The sequence below is a fragment of the Pseudomonas xantholysinigenes genome (assembly GCF_014268885.2).
Taxonomy (GTDB): domain Bacteria; phylum Pseudomonadota; class Gammaproteobacteria; order Pseudomonadales; family Pseudomonadaceae; genus Aquipseudomonas; species Aquipseudomonas xantholysinigenes.
The window spans coordinates 1,924,434-1,942,299 of record NZ_CP077095.1 but is presented as its reverse complement, the minus strand read 5'-3'; the positions used below and the strand labels follow the sequence as shown (position 1 = coordinate 1,942,299).

Annotated in this window: 14 protein-coding genes and 1 pseudogene; 11 read left to right on the top strand and 4 right to left on the bottom strand. The window is 65.8% G+C overall.

Features of this window, described 5'->3' with window-relative positions; genetic code table 11:
* Positions 1 to 18 precede the first annotated feature (18 nt).
* The 7 genes from ocd to HU772_RS08720 all read left to right on the top strand — a co-directional run bounded on the left by ocd (position 19) and on the right by HU772_RS08720 (position 9,835).
* Entirely contained in the window at positions 19 to 1,065 is a 1,047-nt protein-coding gene (ocd, locus tag HU772_RS08750) for an ornithine cyclodeaminase (protein WP_186659955.1), read from the top strand.
* Positions 1,066 to 1,325: 260 nt separating this feature from the next.
* Positions 1,326 to 2,108: an ABC transporter substrate-binding protein gene (locus HU772_RS08745; protein ID WP_186659953.1), complete on the top strand. Its 783-nt coding sequence runs from the start codon at positions 1,326 to 1,328 to the stop codon at positions 2,106 to 2,108.
* 117 nt (positions 2,109 to 2,225) lie between these two features.
* Entirely contained in the window at positions 2,226 to 2,933 is a 708-nt protein-coding gene (locus HU772_RS08740; protein ID WP_186659951.1) for an ABC transporter permease, read from the top strand.
* Complete coding sequence (locus tag HU772_RS08735) at positions 2,930 to 3,643, top strand: ABC transporter permease (protein WP_186659948.1); 714 nt, start codon at positions 2,930 to 2,932, stop codon at positions 3,641 to 3,643. The genes HU772_RS08740 and HU772_RS08735 overlap by 4 nt, the downstream gene beginning before the upstream one ends.
* 4 nt (positions 3,644 to 3,647) lie before the next feature.
* Positions 3,648 to 4,466: an ABC transporter ATP-binding protein gene (locus HU772_RS08730; protein WP_225923116.1), complete on the top strand. Its 819-nt coding sequence runs from the start codon at positions 3,648 to 3,650 to the stop codon at positions 4,464 to 4,466.
* 13 nt (positions 4,467 to 4,479) lie between these two features.
* Positions 4,480 to 4,971, top strand: coding sequence for an Lrp/AsnC family transcriptional regulator (locus HU772_RS08725; RefSeq protein ID WP_186659946.1), 492 nt, complete (start codon positions 4,480 to 4,482; stop codon positions 4,969 to 4,971).
* An 85-nt stretch (positions 4,972 to 5,056) separates the two neighbouring features.
* The gene (locus tag HU772_RS08720) at positions 5,057 to 9,835 is read left to right on the top strand and encodes a dermonecrotic toxin domain-containing protein (protein ID WP_186659944.1); all 4,779 of its coding nucleotides are present in this window, start codon (positions 5,057 to 5,059) and stop codon (positions 9,833 to 9,835) included.
* A 15-nt stretch (positions 9,836 to 9,850) separates the two neighbouring features.
* Here HU772_RS08720 and HU772_RS08715 read toward each other — a convergent pair whose 3' ends face one another.
* From HU772_RS08715 to HU772_RS25250, 3 genes and pseudogenes are all read right to left on the bottom strand, one after another.
* On the bottom strand, positions 9,851 to 11,572 hold the full coding sequence (locus HU772_RS08715) for a putative bifunctional diguanylate cyclase/phosphodiesterase (protein WP_186659942.1): 1,722 nt from the start codon (positions 11,570 to 11,572) through the stop codon (positions 9,851 to 9,853).
* Between the two features lie 12 nt (positions 11,573 to 11,584).
* On the bottom strand, positions 11,585 to 12,694 hold the full coding sequence (locus HU772_RS08710) for a methyl-accepting chemotaxis protein (protein ID WP_437182432.1): 1,110 nt from the start codon (positions 12,692 to 12,694) through the stop codon (positions 11,585 to 11,587).
* Positions 12,695 to 12,868: 174 nt separating this feature from the next.
* Positions 12,869 to 13,150 (bottom strand): annotated as a pseudogene (locus HU772_RS25250) (PAS domain-containing protein); the annotation flags it as partial.
* Positions 13,151 to 13,426: 276 nt separating this feature from the next.
* Here HU772_RS25250 and HU772_RS08705 point away from each other — a divergent pair.
* The 4 genes from HU772_RS08705 (at position 13,427) to HU772_RS08690 (ending at position 16,882) form a co-directional block, all read left to right on the top strand.
* The gene (locus HU772_RS08705) at positions 13,427 to 13,741 is read left to right on the top strand and encodes a helix-turn-helix domain-containing protein (RefSeq protein ID WP_186659938.1); all 315 of its coding nucleotides are present in this window, start codon (positions 13,427 to 13,429) and stop codon (positions 13,739 to 13,741) included.
* Positions 13,742 to 14,093: 352 nt separating this feature from the next.
* Positions 14,094 to 15,404 carry a C4-dicarboxylate transporter DctA gene (locus tag HU772_RS08700; protein ID WP_186659936.1) on the top strand — a complete coding sequence of 437 codons (1,311 nt, stop codon included), beginning with the start codon at positions 14,094 to 14,096 and terminating at the stop codon, positions 15,402 to 15,404.
* A 70-nt stretch (positions 15,405 to 15,474) separates the two neighbouring features.
* A complete protein-coding gene (locus tag HU772_RS08695) occupies positions 15,475 to 16,176 on the top strand; it encodes a FadR/GntR family transcriptional regulator (RefSeq protein ID WP_186659934.1) in 702 nt (233 codons plus the stop codon).
* 19 nt (positions 16,177 to 16,195) lie between these two features.
* Positions 16,196 to 16,882, top strand: coding sequence for a GntR family transcriptional regulator (locus tag HU772_RS08690; protein ID WP_186659933.1), 687 nt, complete (start codon positions 16,196 to 16,198; stop codon positions 16,880 to 16,882).
* Here the strand turns inward: HU772_RS08690 and HU772_RS08685 are convergent.
* Positions 16,864 to 17,826, bottom strand: coding sequence for a GlxA family transcriptional regulator (locus HU772_RS08685; RefSeq protein WP_186659932.1), 963 nt, complete (start codon positions 17,824 to 17,826; stop codon positions 16,864 to 16,866). The genes HU772_RS08690 and HU772_RS08685 overlap by 19 nt on opposite strands.
* Between the last annotated feature and the right edge of the window lie 40 nt (positions 17,827 to 17,866).

Sequence of the window (17,866 nt, the reverse complement as noted above, 5' to 3'; positions counted from 1 at the left end):
TTGAAAAGGAGCCTCACCATGACCCGCTATATCGACGTGCAAGACCTCGCCCACCTGGTCAACCGCAAGGGCCTGCCCACCTGCCTGGCCGAGATGGCCGACTACATTCGCCAGGACTACCTGCGCTGGCACGACTTCGAGAAGTGCGCGCGCCTGGCCAACCACTCGCCAGACGGGGTGATCGAGCTGATGCCGGTTTCCGACGCCAATCTCTATGCCTTCAAGTATGTCAACGGCCACCCTAAGAACACCCACAACGGCCTGCTCACGGTGATGGCCTTCGGCGCCTTGGGCGACGTCGACACCGGCGCCCCGGTGCTGCTCAGCGAGATGACCCTGACCACCGCGATCCGCACCGCCGCCACCTCGGCCCTGGCCGCCCGCTACCTGGCGCGCCCGGACAGCAAGCGCATGGCGCTGATCGGCAACGGCTCGCAAAGCGAGTTCCAGGCCATCGCCTTCCACGCCCTGCTGGGCATCGAGGAAATCCGCCTGTTCGACATCGACCGCCGGGCATCCGAGAAGCTCGCCGCCAACCTGGCCGGCTATCCGCAGCTGAAGCTGGTCATCGCCGACTCCGTCGCCGCCGCGGTACGTGACGCCGACATCGTCACCACGGTCACCGCCGACAAGGCCTACGCCACCATCCTCACCCCGGAGATGATCGAGCCTGGCATGCACCTGAACGCCGTCGGCGGCGACTGCCCGGGCAAGACCGAACTGCACCGCGACATCGTCGAGCGTGCCCGGGTGGTCGTCGAGTATGAACCGCAGAGCCGCATCGAGGGCGAGATCCAGCAGATGCCAGCGGATTCGCCGACCACCGAGTTCTGGCAGGTCGTCGAAGGCAGCGCAGCAGGCCGCGAAAGCGTCGCGCAAGTCACGCTGTTCGATTCGGTCGGCTTCGCCCTGGAGGACTACTCGGCGCTGCGCTATGTGCTGGATGTGGCCAAGGCACTGGACATCGGGCATGACATTGCGCTGGTGCCAGAACTGGAGAATCCGAAGGACCTGTTTGCCCTGCTGCAGCCGAAAGTGGCGGCGCGCAAGGCCAGCGCTGCCTGACCGGCTTTACACAACCGCTGGAGCGGCCTTGCGCCGCGCCAATGACCGAAACCGCTGTCGCACATCCATAAATCTTTGTCGATACAGCCGATTCGGCTGCCAGGAGATTCCTAACAGCCGAATCCGGCCTCCCGCGCGCTAGCAAACGACACAAAAAACCTGTCTATCTCGCGCATTCTGAGCCCGACCCATGAGTCACCGACGGACCTACACGCGGTAACCGCCCTACTACCAATAACAACACCCAGGGATCCACGACCATGCTCTCCATGCGCAAACACCTCGGCGTGCTGCTGTTCTCGCTGTGCGCCACCACCGTTGCCCAGGCCAAGGAGTGGACCGAGATCCGCTTCGGCGTCTACCCCGAATACCCACCCTTCGAGTCGGTTGCCGCCGATGGCAGCCTGCAAGGCTTCGACATCGAACTGGGCAATGCCATCTGCGAAAAATTGCAGGTCAAGTGCACCTGGGTGCATAACGAATTCGACGGCATGATCCCGGCCCTGCGCGCGCGCAAGTTCGACGCCATCATGTCGTCGATGGCGGTCACTCCGGCGCGCCAGAAGCAGATCGACTTCAGCGACCGCCTGTTCCTCAGCCCGACCTCGGTGATCGTGCGCAAGTCGGCCGACTTCGGTGATACCGTCGAATCGCTCAAGGGCAAGCAGGTCGGCGTGCTCCAGGGCTCGCTGCAGGAAGCGTACGCCCGCGCCGTGCTGGCGCCGCTGGGCGCCCAGGTCAAGGCCTACCAGGCCCAGGACCAGAACTACGCCGACCTGATGAACGGCCGCCTCGACGCCACCGTCACCGACAAGCTCGAAGCCCAGCTCAATTTCCTCTCCAAGCCCGAAGGCGCCGACTTCAAGAGCGGCCCGGCCATCAAGGATCCGACCCTGCCGCTGGACATCGCCATGGGCCTGCGCAAGACCGACCCCGAGCTCAAGGCCCTGCTCGACAAAGGCATTGCCATGATCCACGCCGATGGCACCTACGCCGAAATCCAGAAGAAGTACGTCGGCGACGTGGATATCTACAACGAGTGAGTTCCCACCGGCCTCTTCGCGGGCCAGCCCGCTCCCACAGGTAACAACCAGCCTTAGGCCTGCACACAACCTGTGGGAGCGGGTTCACCCGCGAAGCACCCACCGCGAGACCCCGTCATGCACGATTTCCTCACCAGCGGCCTGCAAGGCTTCGGCCCATTGCTGGCCCAAGGCACCTGGATGACCGTCAAGCTGGCCCTGCTGTCGCTGGCACTGAGCCTGGCGCTGGGCCTGATCGGCGCCAGCGCCAAGCTGTCGCGCAACAAGCTGCTGCGCATCCCGGCCACCCTCTACACCACCTTGATTCGCAGCGTCCCCGACCTGGTGCTGATCCTGCTGATCTTCTACAGCATGCAGATCTGGCTCAACGACCTCACCGAGGCGCTGGGCTGGGACTACGTCGAGATCGACCCGTTCAGCGCCGGGGTGCTCACCCTCGGTTTCATCTACGGCGCCTACTTCACCGAGAACTTCCGCGGCGCCATCCTCAGCGTGCCCGCCGGGCAACTGGAAGCCGCCACGGCCTACGGCCTGAGCCGCGCCCAGCGCTTTCGCCTGGTGCTGTTCCCGCAACTGATGCGCTTTGCCCTGCCGGGGCTGGGCAACAACTGGCTGGTGCTGCTCAAGTCCACCGCGCTGGTGTCGATCATCGGCCTGGCCGACCTGGTCAAGGCCGCGCAGAACGCCGGCAAGACCACCAACGACGTATTGTTCTTCCTGTGCCTGGCGGGCCTGGTGTACCTGGTCATCACCACCCTGTCCAACCGCCTGCTCAAGCACCTTGAACGGCGCTACAACACCGGAATCAAGGAGCTGGTGCGATGATCGAACTCCTTCAGGAATACGGCCTGGCCTACCTGTACCACGATGGCACCGGCCTTTCCGGGCTGGCCATGACCCTCTGGCTGTTCGTCGCCAGCATGGTCCTGGGCTTCGCCCTGTCGCTACCCCTGGCCCTGGCCCGTACCTCGCGCCATGCCTGGCTGCGCCTGCCGGTGCAGCTGTACACCTTCGTGTTCCGCGGCACGCCACTCTATATACAGCTGCTGATTTGCTACACCGGGCTCTACAGCCTGCAGGTGGTGCGCGAGCATGCCCTGCTCGACCAGTTTTTCCGCAATGCGATCAACTGCACCTTGCTGGCCTTCGTCCTCAATACCTGCGCCTACACCGTGGAGATCTTCGCCGGGGCCATTCGCAACTTGCCCGCCGGCGAGCTCGAGGCGGCCCAGGCCTATGGCCTGCGCGGCTGGAAACTCAACCTGTTCCTGGTGTTGCCGGCGGCCCTGCGCCGCTCGCTGCCGGCCTACAGCAACGAACTGATCCTGATGCTGCACGCCACCTCGCTGGCCTTCACCGCCACCGTCGCTGACATCCTCAAGGTGGCCCGCGACGCCAATGCCGCGACCTTCCTCACCTTCCAGGCCTTCGGCGTGGCCGCCCTGCTGTACATGCTGCTGTCTTTCGCCCTGGTCGGCCTGTTCCGTGTGGCCGAACGACGCTGGATGCGCTTCCTTGACCCTGCCCGAGGCTGACCCCATGACCGCTACCGCACTGCCACTCCCCACCTTCGTCCAGGCCCCGAGCGCGCACGCCCATGCCGGTACGCTCAAGCTCAGCGTCGACGGCCTGCACAAGCGCTATGGCGAGCACGAAGTGCTCAAAGGCGTCTCGCTGCAGGCACGCAAAGGCGATGTAATCAGCCTGATCGGCGCCAGCGGCTCGGGCAAGAGTACCTTCCTGCGCTGCATCAACTTCCTCGAGCAGCCCAATGCCGGCAGCATCACCCTCGACGGCCAGACCCTGGAGATCCACCCCGGCACCCGCACCCCGCCCGCGGCCCAGCTGCACAACCTGCGCACGCGCCTGGCCATGGTGTTCCAGCATTTCAACCTGTGGAGCCACCTGACGGTGCTGGAGAACATCTGCCTGGCCCCACGCAAGGTCCTTGGCATCAGCGCCGGCGAAGCCGAGGCGCGGGCACGCAAGTACCTGGACAAGGTCGGCCTGCCGACGCGCGCCGCCGAGCAATACCCGGCGTTTCTCTCCGGCGGCCAGCAGCAGCGCGTGGCCATTGCCCGGGCCTTGGCCATGGAGCCGGAGATCATCCTGTTCGACGAACCCACCTCGGCGCTGGACCCCGAGCTGGTCGGCGAGGTGCTCAAGGTGATACAGACGCTCGCCGAGGAAGGACGTACCATGCTCATGGTTACCCACGAAATGGGTTTCGCCCGCCAGGTCTCCAGCCAGGTGCTGTTCCTGCACCAGGGCCTGGTCGAGGAACACGGCAGCGCCGAGATCCTCGATCGGCCACAGAGCGAGCGCCTGCGCCAGTTCCTCTCCAACCGTCTGAAGTGAAGTCACGCCGTATATGGATACCAAGGCCACCACCTCCGTCGCAGCACCGCTGGATCGCATCGATGAAGCCATCGTCGACGTGCTGCGCCACCAGGGAAGGATCACCTACGAAAAGCTCTCCACCCTCGTGCACCTGACCCCCAGGCCCTGCCTGGAGCGCGTACGCAAGCTGGAACGGCGCGGGGTGATCCGCGGTTACGGGGCAATCATCGACCTGCAGCAAGTCTCCCCGGGGTTGTCGCTGCTGGTGCTGGTGGCCTTGTCCAACCAGAGCGGACGCTCGGCGCAACGCGCCTTCGAGGCGACCGTGCGGGCCTGCCCGCAGGTCTATGAGTGCCAGCTGATCAGCGGGCACTTCGACTACAGCCTGCGCATGCGCTGCCGTGACATGGAGCACTACCGGGTGCTGACCGAGACCTGGATGAACAACGACGAGCTGCACATCGACAAGCTGGTGGCGCACCCGGAACTGGCAGCGGTCAAGAGCACCGCGGCGCAACTGTAACCCTACGCCGGGCGGCGGTATCCGGATACCCCGCCCCGCCCCATCGACCTCGCTAGCCTCGCTGCTTTCCCACTGGAGAGCAGCCATGCCCTTTTCCTCGCACCTGAGCTTCATCCCGCAACGCCATCCCGGCTGGCACCGTGACGCCAGCGCCGAACAACGCGCACGCCTCAAGCAACGCACCCTCGCCAGCTATCGCGCCAGTCGCCAGGTGGCCCAGGCACTCAAGCCGGTGCAAGCCATCGATACATTCTGCCGCCCACTGCTGGAGGCAGCGCTCGCGCACTGGTTCCCGGACGACACCGTGCCGGAACTGGACAACGCCATGCTCTGGCATGTCGACGAGGGCCGCCGCATGCCATGGCTGGAGGCGGCCCTGCAAAACTTCGACGACGGCGCCAAGGTAAAGCTGTATCGCCAGGATGCGCCCGACCCACTGCTCGAAATGGACAGCACGCGATTCGTCAAGGTCATACGCAATCTCAATCTCGGCCAACGCTACCTCGACCACCTTGCCGATCACCTGGACAACGACGCTTTCCGCGCCTTGCTGCGCCAGCAAGACCGGGCGGCCTTCGCCGCAGAGCTGAGCCTGGCACGCCTGCGTGGCCGACTCGACGCGCTGGGCGAATGCCTGGGCGAAGCCGCCTTGGCCGGCGCTACCGAGGTGAGTGTGGCGGGTAAGGTCCGGCGTCTGCAATGCGGCTATCTCAGCCTGTTCGGCATCCCCCTCGACGGCCCGCTGCTGGTGCGCCTCGAACCACTCGAAGCCAACGAGCCCTGCTTGCTGTACTTGCCCGGTCACCCCCAGGCCATCCGCCGCTATGCGTCCCTGCAAGCGCTGGGCAAAGCCCTAACCGAAATCCTGTGGCAACACCGTGAGCGGGTGTTTTTCAGCCGTTTCGTCAACCATGCGCAATACGCGTCGTTCGTCTCCCAGCTGCGCGCCACCCTGTACCCGCGCTACCCCTATGCCAGCTTGCAGACCACGCCAGCAGTGCTGGAGAAAGGCCAGCGTTTCAGTTGGCTGAAGCAGCTGTTTCCTGCCCCCACCGATCTGCTGCAGGAGACACTAGATAAGAATGCACGCTTGCCGATGACCTTCACAGCCTGGCCGGGCGACGCCTTCGAGGCGCGGGCACGCGCCCAGGTTGTGCGCAAGCTGGCCGACGCCAGCACCTTGGCCGTGCCACTGGCCAAGCGGGATGCCATCGCCGCGCGCAAGCGCATCCAAGACTGGCTGGCCTTGGGCATGGGCGTGCTGAATGTCGCTGCATTCTTCGTGCCTGCACTCGGCGAAGTGATGATGGTGATCGGCGCCGCACAGTGGGTCGGCGAATTCATCGATGGCGTGCACGCGGCCAACGAAGGTGATGTCGAGGGTGCCATCGAGCACCTGTTCGATGTCCTCGAAGACCTTGCCCAGCTTGCCGCGCTGGGCACCACTGGCGTAATCGCCCAGCGCCAGGGGGTGCTGCATGACTGGCTGCTGGTGCCACAGGGCGGTCGCCAGCGTCTGTGGCAAGGCGATCTCGCACCTTTCGCCCGCCCGCGCCCCTGGCCGGCCGGCACCCAGGCCAACAGCGATGGGCTGGTCAAATGGCAGGGCCAACGCTGGTTGCTGCGCAATGGCCAGGCTTACCCGCTGGAACCTGTCAGCCGGGGGACATGGCGCTTGGGCAAGGCGCCTGGCATCAGCCATCGCCCGACCTTGCGTGGCGATGGCCAGGGCCGTTGGTTGTTCGACCATGAGCAGCCCTTGGGCTGGACCGAGCAACGCTTGCTTGAACATGCGGACAGCACCGCCGTCGCGCTGCGCTGCAGTGGCTATGACAGCACCGTCCTGCGTCGCGCGTTGGCCGATCGGCAGCCGCTGCCGGCTTTGCTGGCCGACGTACTTGACGCGTTCGCGCACCCGGCCGCCGGCCCTCGACCACAGCCGTTGCCGGGCAGTCAGGTTCTGAACCGCGACTTCCCCGCGCTCAGCCGCAGGGCCTGCAACGAACTCCTGGCCCAGGCCCGCCCCGCAGAACTCACCCAACTGAATAACAGCGCACGAGTACCCCTGGCCCTGGCCGAACGCGCGCGCCTGTACCTGCGCGACATTCGCCTCAACAAAGCACTGGCGCGCTTCCACCTGGAGAATGGTGCCGTCCTCGACCGCGACACCCTGGCGTGGCATGCCTTGCCACGCTTGCCGGGCTGGTCCGGCGAGGTCCGTCTGGAACTATGGGAAAACGGCCAGTTGCAGCAGGCTGTCGGCAGCCCGGACAAACCCCTCAAGTCGATCCGGCGCTTCGCCAACGGCTATGAACCTCGTGACGCGCAAGGCGTATCACTCGCCAACCGCGGCGACCTGTTCCAGGCCATCCTGCAGGCCCTGCCTGACAGCGAACGCCAAGCCCTGGGGCTGCAGATCCATGACTCCAGCCGCCTGCGCGACACCTTGTTCGACCTCGCCGCGCAAGACCGCCGGCAAGCAGCCCTGGACCTTGGCATGGCACCGGTGCGCCCGCTGTACCGCCTGCCGACGCGCCTGCCCGGCAGCCGGCGCCTGGGCTATGCGCTCAGCGGTCGTGGCCAGGCGGGATGGCTGAGCGAGGATGAACTGTTCGATCAGCTCTACCCATCCACGGCGCACGATAACCGGGTCCACCTGCGCAGCAGCCTGCGGCGCCAGGCGGGCCCGTTTCCCGGCGCTTTCACCCGGCTCCTTGAAGCCTTGCGCCGCGACTACCAACAATTGGATGACAGCCTGCGCCGCTGGGTGGCCGATACCGATGGTGCCGCGCCCGATGCTCTGGGCCAGCGCCGTGTCCATCGCGGCGTCATGGCAGAACGTATTCGCACTGCCTGGCGTCGGGAGAGTCCACCCGATGTGGCGCCTGCATTCGATTACGTGGTACTGCACATAAACGGGCTGCATGTGGACGAGCTGCCCAGCCTGCCGATACAGATGTCTCACGTTCGACAGCTGACCGTGAATGGCCTGCCGAACACCGATTCCACCCATTTGAACAGTTTTCTGCGCGCCTTTCCCCAGGTGCGCTACCTGGATCTTTCGGAGAACGCGCTGACTCGCTTGCCGCCCGCCATAGGTGAGCTGCCCCAGCTAGAAGTGCTCGATCTCTCGGAAAACCGACTCAATCTGGACAACGACTCGGACCATACGATCCTGGCGCGACTAACGTCGCTCATCCACCTGAACCTTGGCGGCGCGCTCGACACCTTGTCTGTACGCACCCTCGAATGTCTTGCCCAGCTACCTGCCCTTGCCACGTTCCAGGCGCAGTTCAACGAATTGCTGTTCAGCGCCGAACACTTCCTGGCGCTGCAACGCTGGCCGAGCCTGCGCGAACTGAGGCTGGGGCAGAACCAGATCGAACTCGACGCAGCCACGCGCACCGCGCTCGCCGGTTTGAACCGTTTGAACCGCCTGTCCCTGAGCGAAAATCCCCTGGAGCTGACACCCGACGTGACCGACTGGACCGTCCTGGAAGAACTCGACCTGGAAAACACGGGCATCGTCGAATGGCCCGCCGGCCTGCAAGCGCTGCTTGAGCAGGAGCCCCTGGCCCTGCGCGAACTGGACCTGAGCCGCAACGGCCTGACCGATGCGCCCGACCTCGCCAACAGCAGCTTTGCCCGCGCGGTTCTCGCCGGTGACGCCGAACAGTTCTTTTCCTTCCAGGGCAATCCGTTCAGCGAAACCGCGCTGGAGCGTCTCAACAGCGCGGGCCTGGAAACGCCCGCGAGCCTCGGCACGCCGCCACAATGGTCCGAGGGCTGGCCGGACCCGCTGCTGGACTTCATCGCCGACACCGCACCGGCCCCACAATGGTCTCCCCTGTATGCGCTGTTCCAGCGGCTGCCCGACACGGTCGACTTCCAGCGCAACTCAGCAGGCCTGCGCCAGCGCATGCAACAAGTGTTGCAGACGCTCGTCGACGCGCAGGCACCCAGCGATAGCTGGGGCCAGGCGCAATTGCAGGAGCAGATCAACGATTTGCTCAACGATGCCGGCCAAGGCTGCGTCGACCAAGCCAGCCTGTTGTTCCAGCAGGTCGAGACCGAGGTCGGCGCCTGGCACGCCGCCAGCCACGCCGCACCGGGCAGCAGCGATGAACGGGTGGCCGTCGACAGTGCCCGGGGCATGCTGCGCCAGCGCCTGCTCGACGCCCAGGTAGGCGACCTGTACAACGCCCGGGTGGCACGCCGCGCGGCTCTGAGTGATGAACCCTCCGAAGCGCCCGTGCCGGAACTGGCGGAAGACGACGATATCAGCGACAGCGACCTGAGCGATGCCACCTACCTGCTCGACGAAGTGGAAATGGCCCTGCACGCCCGCATGCAACTGCGTGCTTCGCTCGCGCTGCCGCCACAGCCCCAGGCGATCGCCTTCGACTACCTGGCGCGCCTGAGTGAAGCGACCTTGCAGCGCTTGGCCAGCCGAGTGCGAGCCACCAGTGATGACCCACGCCTGATCACCTGGGCGATCGACCAGTCGTTCTGGCGCACCTGGCTGCAACGCCTGCAACCGCAAGCGTTCGAACAGTTCGAGCAAGACTGGGCGGGGGCCTCGGAGTACTTCGACTCACTCAGCGAGGCCAGCACGGCCAGCGGCGCCTACGACGGCCCGAACGTGCCAGCGACCTTCATCGACGCACTGGAGCGCGAAGTGGCGGGCCCGACCTGGCGCATCGCGGGCGTGCCGCAACGCGTCGACCTGGTGTCGAACCGCTATGCGAACGAAAGTGCGCTGTATCGCCGTGCCGCGACATTGCTCCTGGAGTGTCGTAACACCGGCCGCCTTGATTTGCTGCGCCAGCTGACCACCACCCTGTTGCACAACCATCCGCAGTGACCTGAGACCAGGGCCTCAGCGCCAGGCGCCCAAGGGTGGCCGCGCGATGAGACCCTGGCGCCACGCCCGAGGCTGGCGGTACGCCGCCACCCAGCCTGCCACCGCCTCCACCGGCATTGGCCGGGCGATCCCATAGCCCTGCGCCAACTCGCAGCCCAGCCCCATCAACACTCGCCCATGCTCGACACTCTCCACCCCCTCGGCCACCACCTCGCGGCCAAATGCCCGGGCCAGGCCGATCACCGCGCCCGCCAGGGCCAGGTCATCATGGTCGTGAAGAATGTCGCGCACGAACGACTTGTCGATCTTGATGGTCTGCGCCGGCAAGCGCTTGAGGTAGCTCAGCGAAGAGTAGCCAGTACCGAAGTCGTCCAGTGAAAAGCGCACGCCCAATGCCCGACAGGCATCCAGGCAGCGCCCGACCCGGGGCAGGTTGTCGATGGCCACCGACTCGACGATTTCCAGGTCCAGGCGCGCCGGATCCACGTCGGGGTAGCGGCCGAGCAGGCCGGCCAGGCGTTCGGCGAAGTCACCGCGCTGCAATTGCCGCGCGGCAATGTTGACGCTCAGCGACCAGTCTCGCCCGGCCTGGTGCCACTGCTGCAACTGCGTCAACGCCTGATCGATGACCCACTCGCCCAGTTCGACGATCAGGTCGGTCTGTTCCACCAATGGCAGGAACTCTCCCGGCGGCACCGGGCCCTTGGACGGGTGCATCCAGCGCAACAAGGCCTCGAAACCAATCACCTGCCCGCTACGCATGTTCACCTTGGGCTGGTAATGCAGGCACAGTTCGCCCTGGCGCAAGGCCCGGCGTACCCTGGTCACGGTCTGGTGAGTCGCCTTGAGTTCCAGCTCCTGGGACACATCGAACACATGGTAGCGGTTGCGCCCTTGCTGCTTGGCCACGTACATGGCCTGGTCGGCATGACGCACCAGGGCGTCGGCGTCTTCGTCGTCCTGCGGAAACAGCGTCACGCCGATGCTCGCGCTCAGGCGCAACGGTTGCTCGCGCACCATGTAGGGCGCGGCCAGCGCGCGCAGGATGCGTTGCAGCGCGGCATCCAGCTGCTGCGGACCTTCGATGTGGCGCAGGATCAGCACGAACTCGTCGCCCGACAAGCGCGCCACCGCGTCGCCACCGCGCAAGATGCTTTGCAGGCGCCGAGCCACCTCCACCAGCAGCAGATCGCCGGTGGCGTGGCCATAGCCGTCGTTGACCGCCTTGAAGCCATCCAGGTCGAGCATGCACACCGCCAGGGGAATGGCTTCGCGCCGGGAAAAAGCCAGGGCCTGGTTGAGCAGGTCCGACAGGTAGGCGCGGTTGGGCAAGCCCGTCAGCACATCGTGGCCCACACGCCATTGCAGGGTGTGCAGCAACTGGCGCTTCTCGGTCACATCGAAACGGATCGACACGTACTTGCGCACCTTGTTGGTGTGTGGGTCGATCAGCGGCACCATGGTGCTGTCCACCCAGTACAGCGAACCATCCTTGGCACGGTTGCAGATCTCGCCCTTCCACACCCGTCCCGCCGCCAGGGCGCGCCACATGTCGAGGAAGAACGTGGGTTCGTGCAAGCCGGAGTTGAGGATGCGGTGGTTGGCCCCCAGCAGTTCCTCGCGGCTGTAGCCGGAGATGCTGCAGAACTGCTGGTTGACGTAGGTGATGCACCCGCGCAGATCGGTCTCGGAAAAGATCGCGGCCGCGTCCACGGCCGCGCGATAGTTGTCATCCATAAGCTTGGCAACCTAGCGGTTGAAGCGCGCCACCAGCGCGCGCAGGCCGACGCAGACCTGCTCGAGTTCACTGCCGCGTGAGGCCGCGGCATTGGCGCTGCGGGCACTCTGCTGGACAGTGCCGGCCACACCGTTGATCTGCCGCGAGACATCCTCGGCCACGGCCGACTGTTCCTGGGCGGCGGCGGCCATCTGCTGGCTCATGTCGCTGATTTGCGACACGGCATGGCGGATGCCCTGCAAGGCTTCTTGCGCCAGGGCCACCTGGGTCACGCCCTGCTCGGCACCGGCAATGCCTTGGCTGGCGATGCTCACCGCCTGCTCGGCGCCGCCGCGCAGGCTGTCGATGATGCTCTGGATATGCAAGGTTGACTGCCGGGTCTTGTCAGCCAGGGCGCGCACCTCGTCGGCGACCACCGCGAAGCCACGGCCCTGCTCGCCGGCCCGCGCCGCTTCGATGGCGGCGTTGAGCGCCAGCAGGTTGGTCTGCTCGGCAATGGCGCGGATCATGCCCGCCGCCTCGGCGATGGCACCGGTCTGACCGGCCAGGTCGTTGACCGCCTGGTTGATCTGCCCGACCGTGGCGGCCAGGCCATGGATCGCCGCGCCCGTGGCATCGGCCACCTGGCTGCCCTGCTGGGCCAGCAGGTGCGCAGTGTGGGCCTGTTCGGCGGTCAGTTGCACATGCCCGGCGACTTCGCCGATGGAGGCGGCCATCTCGGTCATCGCCGTGGCGGTCAGGTCGGTTTCGGCGCGCTGCTCCAGCAACGCCGATTCGGTACCACGCGACAAGCGCCCGGCATCCTGGGCGGCCACGGCCATTTGCCCGGCCAAATCGCTCAGGCGGGTGAGCGCGGTCTTCAAACGCGCCTCTTCACTGGTCAGGATCAACTGCAGTTGCCCGGCGGCCCCGGCCAGGTCGCTGTAGGTCAGCGCCGCCAGCGGGTCGCTGAAGGTATTGTCGGCGCCCTCGACGATCCGCCGCAGGTGCCGACCCATGCGGCTCTGCGCCCATAGGCCGACGCCTGCGAACAGCGCCAGGGTCAGGCCCTGGGCCGGCAGGCCGGGCCACAGCTGATTGGCGCCGATGGCCAACGCGCCACCGACCAGGGGCACGGCCAGGGCACGCCCAAGCAAGGCCATGCGCCGCAGCGGCGACAGCGCCGCCTTGCCTTCACGCAAACGGGCATACAACACCTCGGCCCGGGCAATCTGCTCGCGGGTCGGGCACACCCGCACCGACTCGTAGCCGACCACCCGGCCCTCCTCGAGCATTGGCGTGACGTAGGCGTTGACCCAATAGAAATTACCGTTCTTGCAGCGGTTCTTGACGATGCCCATCCAGCTGCGGCCAGCCTTGAGGTATTGCCACATCAGTTCGAACACGGCCTCGGGCATGTCCGGGTGACGCACCAGGTTGTGCGGGCTGCCGATCAGCTCGTCCTCGGTATAGCCGCTGATGGCGGCGAACTCGGCATTGCAGTAGGTGATCAGGCTGGCCGTGTCGGTCGCCGAAATGAGCCGCTGGTGCTCGGGAAAACGTTGCTCGACCGGGTTGACCGGTAGGTTCTGACGCACGCTGAGACTCCATTCATACACAGCCCGACGAGCTGCCTGACAGAAAGCCAGGGGCGCCGGAACCGTTCATCGTGGATCAGTTCCAATGTCCGGCAATGCTTGCTCACGGGCCGATAGTTGGCCGGATCGCCCTGGACAATTACTTGAATGACTGATCAATCAAAGCGACCAATTCTACGAACTCCATCACATTTTGCAAACAAAGGTGATGAATCATGGCGTTGCGCTATAGCGCCATATATCGTTAAGTGCTTGATTCTAAATGGGAATTGAGCGATGACGAGAACAGGTCTAGGCCCTGCCCTGCGCCGCTACCGCAAACTGGCGGGCTTCACTCAGGCACAACTGGGCGAGCGCACCGGCTTCGACCCCAAGACCATAAGCCGCTTCGAAACCGGCACCTACACCCCCAGCATCGAGGCCTTGCTGAGCTTCGCCGAGGCGCTGGGGGTCAAACCGAAAGCCTTCTTCGTCGAGCCCGACGACGAGCAAGAGCAGCGTGCCTACCTCTTCGGTGTCATTCATAACGCCCCGCCCAAAGACCTGGGCAAGCTGATCGCCGCCGTCGATCAGGCCCTGGCCAAGCCCTGAATTCCCGCCGCGCACCACCCTAGGCTCTGTACGAAATGTATCTGCACTCGCCCATACTGCGTTGAAACAGGGCTCGGAATGCTCATGTACTCCAGTACACTCCGCTTCCTCCCCCTGTTTCGCCTTGTCTGGCCTTCGCGCAGACACATTTCGTACAGACCCTAGAGCAAGCGCCGAGTCGACGCACCATAACTGGTCAGACCGGTCAGGCCAAAAACCCTTGCAATGTCGAAAATTTCGGCGTTTCATGGCCCTCGCAGTGAACAAACCGGTAAGACCACAATAATTAAGTCCTGCACTCTTTCGCTCCGTGTGGCTTGGGGGGCAAGGACACCGACCAGAGACTCCTCCCATGCTCAAATGGTGTTCGCGTTCGATCTTCCTCCAGGTAGTGCTCGGCCTCGCCCTCGGCGTTGTCTGCGGCCTGAGCTTCCCCGACCTGTCCCTGCAACTCAAACCCCTGGGCGACGGCTTCATCAAGCTGATCAAGATGCTCATCGGCCTGATCGTGTTCTGCGTGGTGGTCAGCGGCATTTCCGGCGCCGGCGACCTGAAGAAGGTCGGGCGCATCGGCCTCAAATCAGTGATCTACTTCGAAGTACTGACCACCCTGGCGCTGGTGATCGGCCTGGTGTTCGCCTTCACCAGCGGCATCGGCAGCGGCGCCAATATCCACCTCGACCAGCTCTCCAGCAGTGATGCCGGTGCCCTGGCCGAACGCGGCGCGCACATCCACAACACCACCACCTTCCTCATGGACCTGATCCCCACTTCGGTGGTGGGCGCCTTTGCCGACAACAATATCCTCCAGGTCCTGCTGTTCTCGGTGCTGTTCGGCAGCGCCCTGAACCTGGTGGGCGAATCGGCCTCGGGCATCTCGCGGCTGATCAACGAATTGAGCCATGTGATCTTCCGCATCATGGGCATGATCGTGCGCCTGGCGCCGATCGGCGTGTTCGGCGCCATCGCCTTCACCACCAGCAAGTACGGCCTGAGCTCGCTGCAGCACCTGGGCGGCCTGGTGGCGCTGTTCTACCTGACCTGCGCCGGCTTCGTGCTGATCGTGCTCGGCACCGTCATGCGCCTGTCGGGGCTGAAGCTGCTGCCGTTCATCAAGTACCTGCGCGAAGAGCTGTCCATCGTCCTCGGCACCGCCTCCTCCGACGCCGTGCTGCCGCAGGTGATGCGCAAGCTCGAACACCTGGGCATCGGCAGTTCCACTGTCGGCCTGGTGATCCCCACCGGTTACTCGTTCAACCTCGACGGCTTCTCCATCTACCTGACCCTGGCCATCGTGTTCATCGCCAACGCCACCGGCACGCCCCTGGCGATGACCGACCTGCTGACAATTCTCCTGGTGTCGTTGGTGACTTCCAAGGGCGCTCACGGCATCCCAGGTTCGGCCCTGGTGATCCTCGCCGCGACCCTGACCGCCGTGCCGGCGATCCCGGTGGTGGGCCTGGTGCTGGTACTGGCGGTGGACTGGTTCATGGGCATCGGCCGCGCGCTGACCAACCTGATCGGCAACTGCGTCGCCACCGTGGCCATCGCCCGCTGGGAAAAGGACATCGACCTGGACCGGGCCAACAACGTGCTGGCCAACAAGCCGGGCTTCGCGCCGGTCACCCGCAAGCAGGGCCAACCCCATCAACAGGAATTCTGAGCCCCAGGCCGCCGGCGCCCCGCGCCGGCAAGCCAGGCGCAAAGGTGCAGCGTCAACCAAGGAGCGAACCGTGATCAGCTCTTCGACCGTAGTCAATTCAGTGGTGGAAAAACTCCGCCAGGCCCTGGCCCGCGGCCAATGGCGCAGCGGCGACATGCTGCCCGGCCAGCGCGAGCTGGCCGAGCAACTGGGCATCAGCCGGCCAAGCCTGCGCGAGGCGGTGATCGTGCTGGAAACCCTGGGCCTGGTGCGCTCGCTGCCGGGCAAGGGCGTGCTGGTGCTCGAGGCCGACGCCGCCCAGGCCCAGGAACCGGAAGCCATCGCCGCGGCCAGCCTGGCCGACGTGCTCGAGTTGCGCTACACCCTCGAACCCTTCATTGCCGGCCTGGTTGCGCAATCGGCCGGCAGCCAGGACATCGGCCAGTTGCGCCTGACCCTGATGGACCTGCGCGAGGCCCTCGAGGCCCAGGACCACGAGGCCGGGGTCAATGCCTACATCGCCTTCCACGAGGCACTGTTCGCCCTGACCACCAACCCGATCTTCCAGAGCGTGGTGCAGCAAACCGGCAATGCCCTCAAGCAAAGCGCCGAGATGCTGCGCAACTCGCCCGAGCACCTGGCCGCACGGCTGAGCGAGAACGAAGCGGTGGTGCGTGCCATCCGCGAGCGCAACAGCGCCCTGGCCAGCCTGCAGATGCGCCGGCACATCCTCGCCGAGGGCCAGCGCATGGGCATCGCCCTGAACATCCCGGACGACCATCCCGGCACCTAATAAAAGAAGGAGAGCGACCATGAGCGCCTGCGCCCCCCACCTGCCCGCCCTGCTCGGCGCCGGCGAGTCCCGCCTGTCGGCCGAGCAGATCTACCCCCGGCTGTTCGACGCCATTCTCGAACAGCGCCTGCCTCCCGGCAGCCCGTTGCCCGAACAGGCCCTGGGCAACGCCTTCGGTGTCAGCCGCACGGTGATCCGCCGGGTGCTCGGGCGTCTGTCCGACCAGCAGGTGGTGGTACAGCGCCCCAGCCACACCGCGCACCTGGCCGCTCCCGATCCGCAGCAGGCACGCCAGGTGCTCAGCGCCCGGCGCCTGGCGGAGACCACGCTGATCGGCCTGGCCACCCAACGGGCGCGCCCGGCACAGATCCGCCAGCTGCGCCTGCTGGTCGAGCGCGAGCGCCAGCACCACGAACGTGGCGAGCGCTGCACGGCCATTCGCCTGGGCGGCGAATTTCACATGAAGCTCGCGCAGATGGCCGCCAACGCACCGCTGGCGCGTTTTCTCGACGGCCTGGTGCCGATGACCTCGTTGATCATCGCCCGCTATGAGGCGCCCTGCTGCGAGCACTGCGCCTGGCAGGAGCATGCGGCGATTATCGATGCGGTGGAACGCGGCGACGGTGCCAGTGCCCTGGCCCTGATGCACGAGCACCTGGATCGCCTGGAAGCCAAGCTCGACCTCGATCAGACCGGCCGCGCGTAGCGCTTGCGGTATTCCGCCGGGGTCACCCCGACATGGCGCATGAACGCCCGGCGCAAGGTGTCGGCATTGGCGAAACCGCACAGCGCCGCCACCTGCTTGGGCGGTTCCAGGCCGTTTTCCAGGCGCTCGCGCGCGGCATTGACCCGCGCCAGCTCGACCCAGGCCGCCGGGGTCATGCCGACATCGGCCTGGAACAACCGGGCGAAGTGACGCGGGCTCAGGCCAACCCGCGCCGCCAACCGGGCGATACCATGGTCCTGCGCCGGATTGGCCGCCACGTAGCGCTGCAATCCCTGCAGCGCCGAACGCCCCACCGCCGATGACGCCCCCTGTCGGCTGAACTGCAACTGCCCGCCCGGGCGTTTGAAGTACATCACCAACTGGCTCGCCACCTGTTTGGCGACCTCCCGGCCCAAGTCCTCCTCGACCAGCGCCAGCGCCAGGTCGAGCCCGGCAGTGACACCTGCGGCGGTGCGCACCTTGCCGTCGTGCACCTGGATCGCATCGGCCTCGACCCGCACCCGTGGATAACGCTGCGCCAAGATCTCGGCCACCGCCCAATGGGTGGTGATGCACCGTTCATCGAGCAGGCCGGCGGCGGCCAGGGCGAAGGCACCGGTGCAGACCGAGCCATAGCGCCGACTGCTGGCGGCGTGCTGGCGCAGCCAGTCGAGGAGGCCGCTGCGCAGGTGCTGGTCGGCGGCCTGGGGCGTGCCGGCGATCAGCAGGGTGTCGAAGGAGCCAGAGGCATCGCCGATCCAGCCGTCGGGCAGCAGCCTGGCGCCGGAGGAACTGACCAGCGGGCCGGGCTCGCAGGCCAGCAGCGACAGGCGATAGGCCTCACGCCCGACCTGGCGGTTGGCCTCGGCGAAAACATCGAGGGGGCCGCAGGCGTCGAGTAGCTGGACACCTGGCATGGCGAGGATGGCAAGGGTGATGGGCATGGCTAGCGCTCGTCTATGACATACACGTCCGTGCAGGATC

What these genes read in the sequence shown, in the direction of transcription:
- ocd (WP_186659955.1), top strand. Translation starts at nt 19, where the DNA reads ATGACCCGCTATATCGACGTGCAAGACCTCGCCCACCTGGTCAACCGC.
- HU772_RS08745 (WP_186659953.1), top strand. Translation starts at nt 1,326, where the DNA reads ATGCTCTCCATGCGCAAACACCTCGGCGTGCTGCTGTTCTCGCTGTGC.
- HU772_RS08740 (WP_186659951.1), top strand. Translation starts at nt 2,226, where the DNA reads ATGCACGATTTCCTCACCAGCGGCCTGCAAGGCTTCGGCCCATTGCTG.
- HU772_RS08735 (WP_186659948.1), top strand. Translation starts at nt 2,930, where the DNA reads ATGATCGAACTCCTTCAGGAATACGGCCTGGCCTACCTGTACCACGAT.
- HU772_RS08730 (WP_225923116.1), top strand. Translation starts at nt 3,648, where the DNA reads ATGACCGCTACCGCACTGCCACTCCCCACCTTCGTCCAGGCCCCGAGC.
- HU772_RS08725 (WP_186659946.1), top strand. Translation starts at nt 4,480, where the DNA reads ATGGATACCAAGGCCACCACCTCCGTCGCAGCACCGCTGGATCGCATC.
- HU772_RS08720 (WP_186659944.1), top strand. Translation starts at nt 5,057, where the DNA reads ATGCCCTTTTCCTCGCACCTGAGCTTCATCCCGCAACGCCATCCCGGC.
- HU772_RS08715 (WP_186659942.1), bottom strand. Translation starts at nt 11,572, where the DNA reads ATGGATGACAACTATCGCGCGGCCGTGGACGCGGCCGCGATCTTTTCC.
- HU772_RS08705 (WP_186659938.1), top strand. Translation starts at nt 13,427, where the DNA reads ATGACGAGAACAGGTCTAGGCCCTGCCCTGCGCCGCTACCGCAAACTG.
- HU772_RS08700 (WP_186659936.1), top strand. Translation starts at nt 14,094, where the DNA reads ATGCTCAAATGGTGTTCGCGTTCGATCTTCCTCCAGGTAGTGCTCGGC.
- HU772_RS08690 (WP_186659933.1), top strand. Translation starts at nt 16,196, where the DNA reads ATGAGCGCCTGCGCCCCCCACCTGCCCGCCCTGCTCGGCGCCGGCGAG.
- HU772_RS08685 (WP_186659932.1), bottom strand. Translation starts at nt 17,826, where the DNA reads ATGCCCATCACCCTTGCCATCCTCGCCATGCCAGGTGTCCAGCTACTC.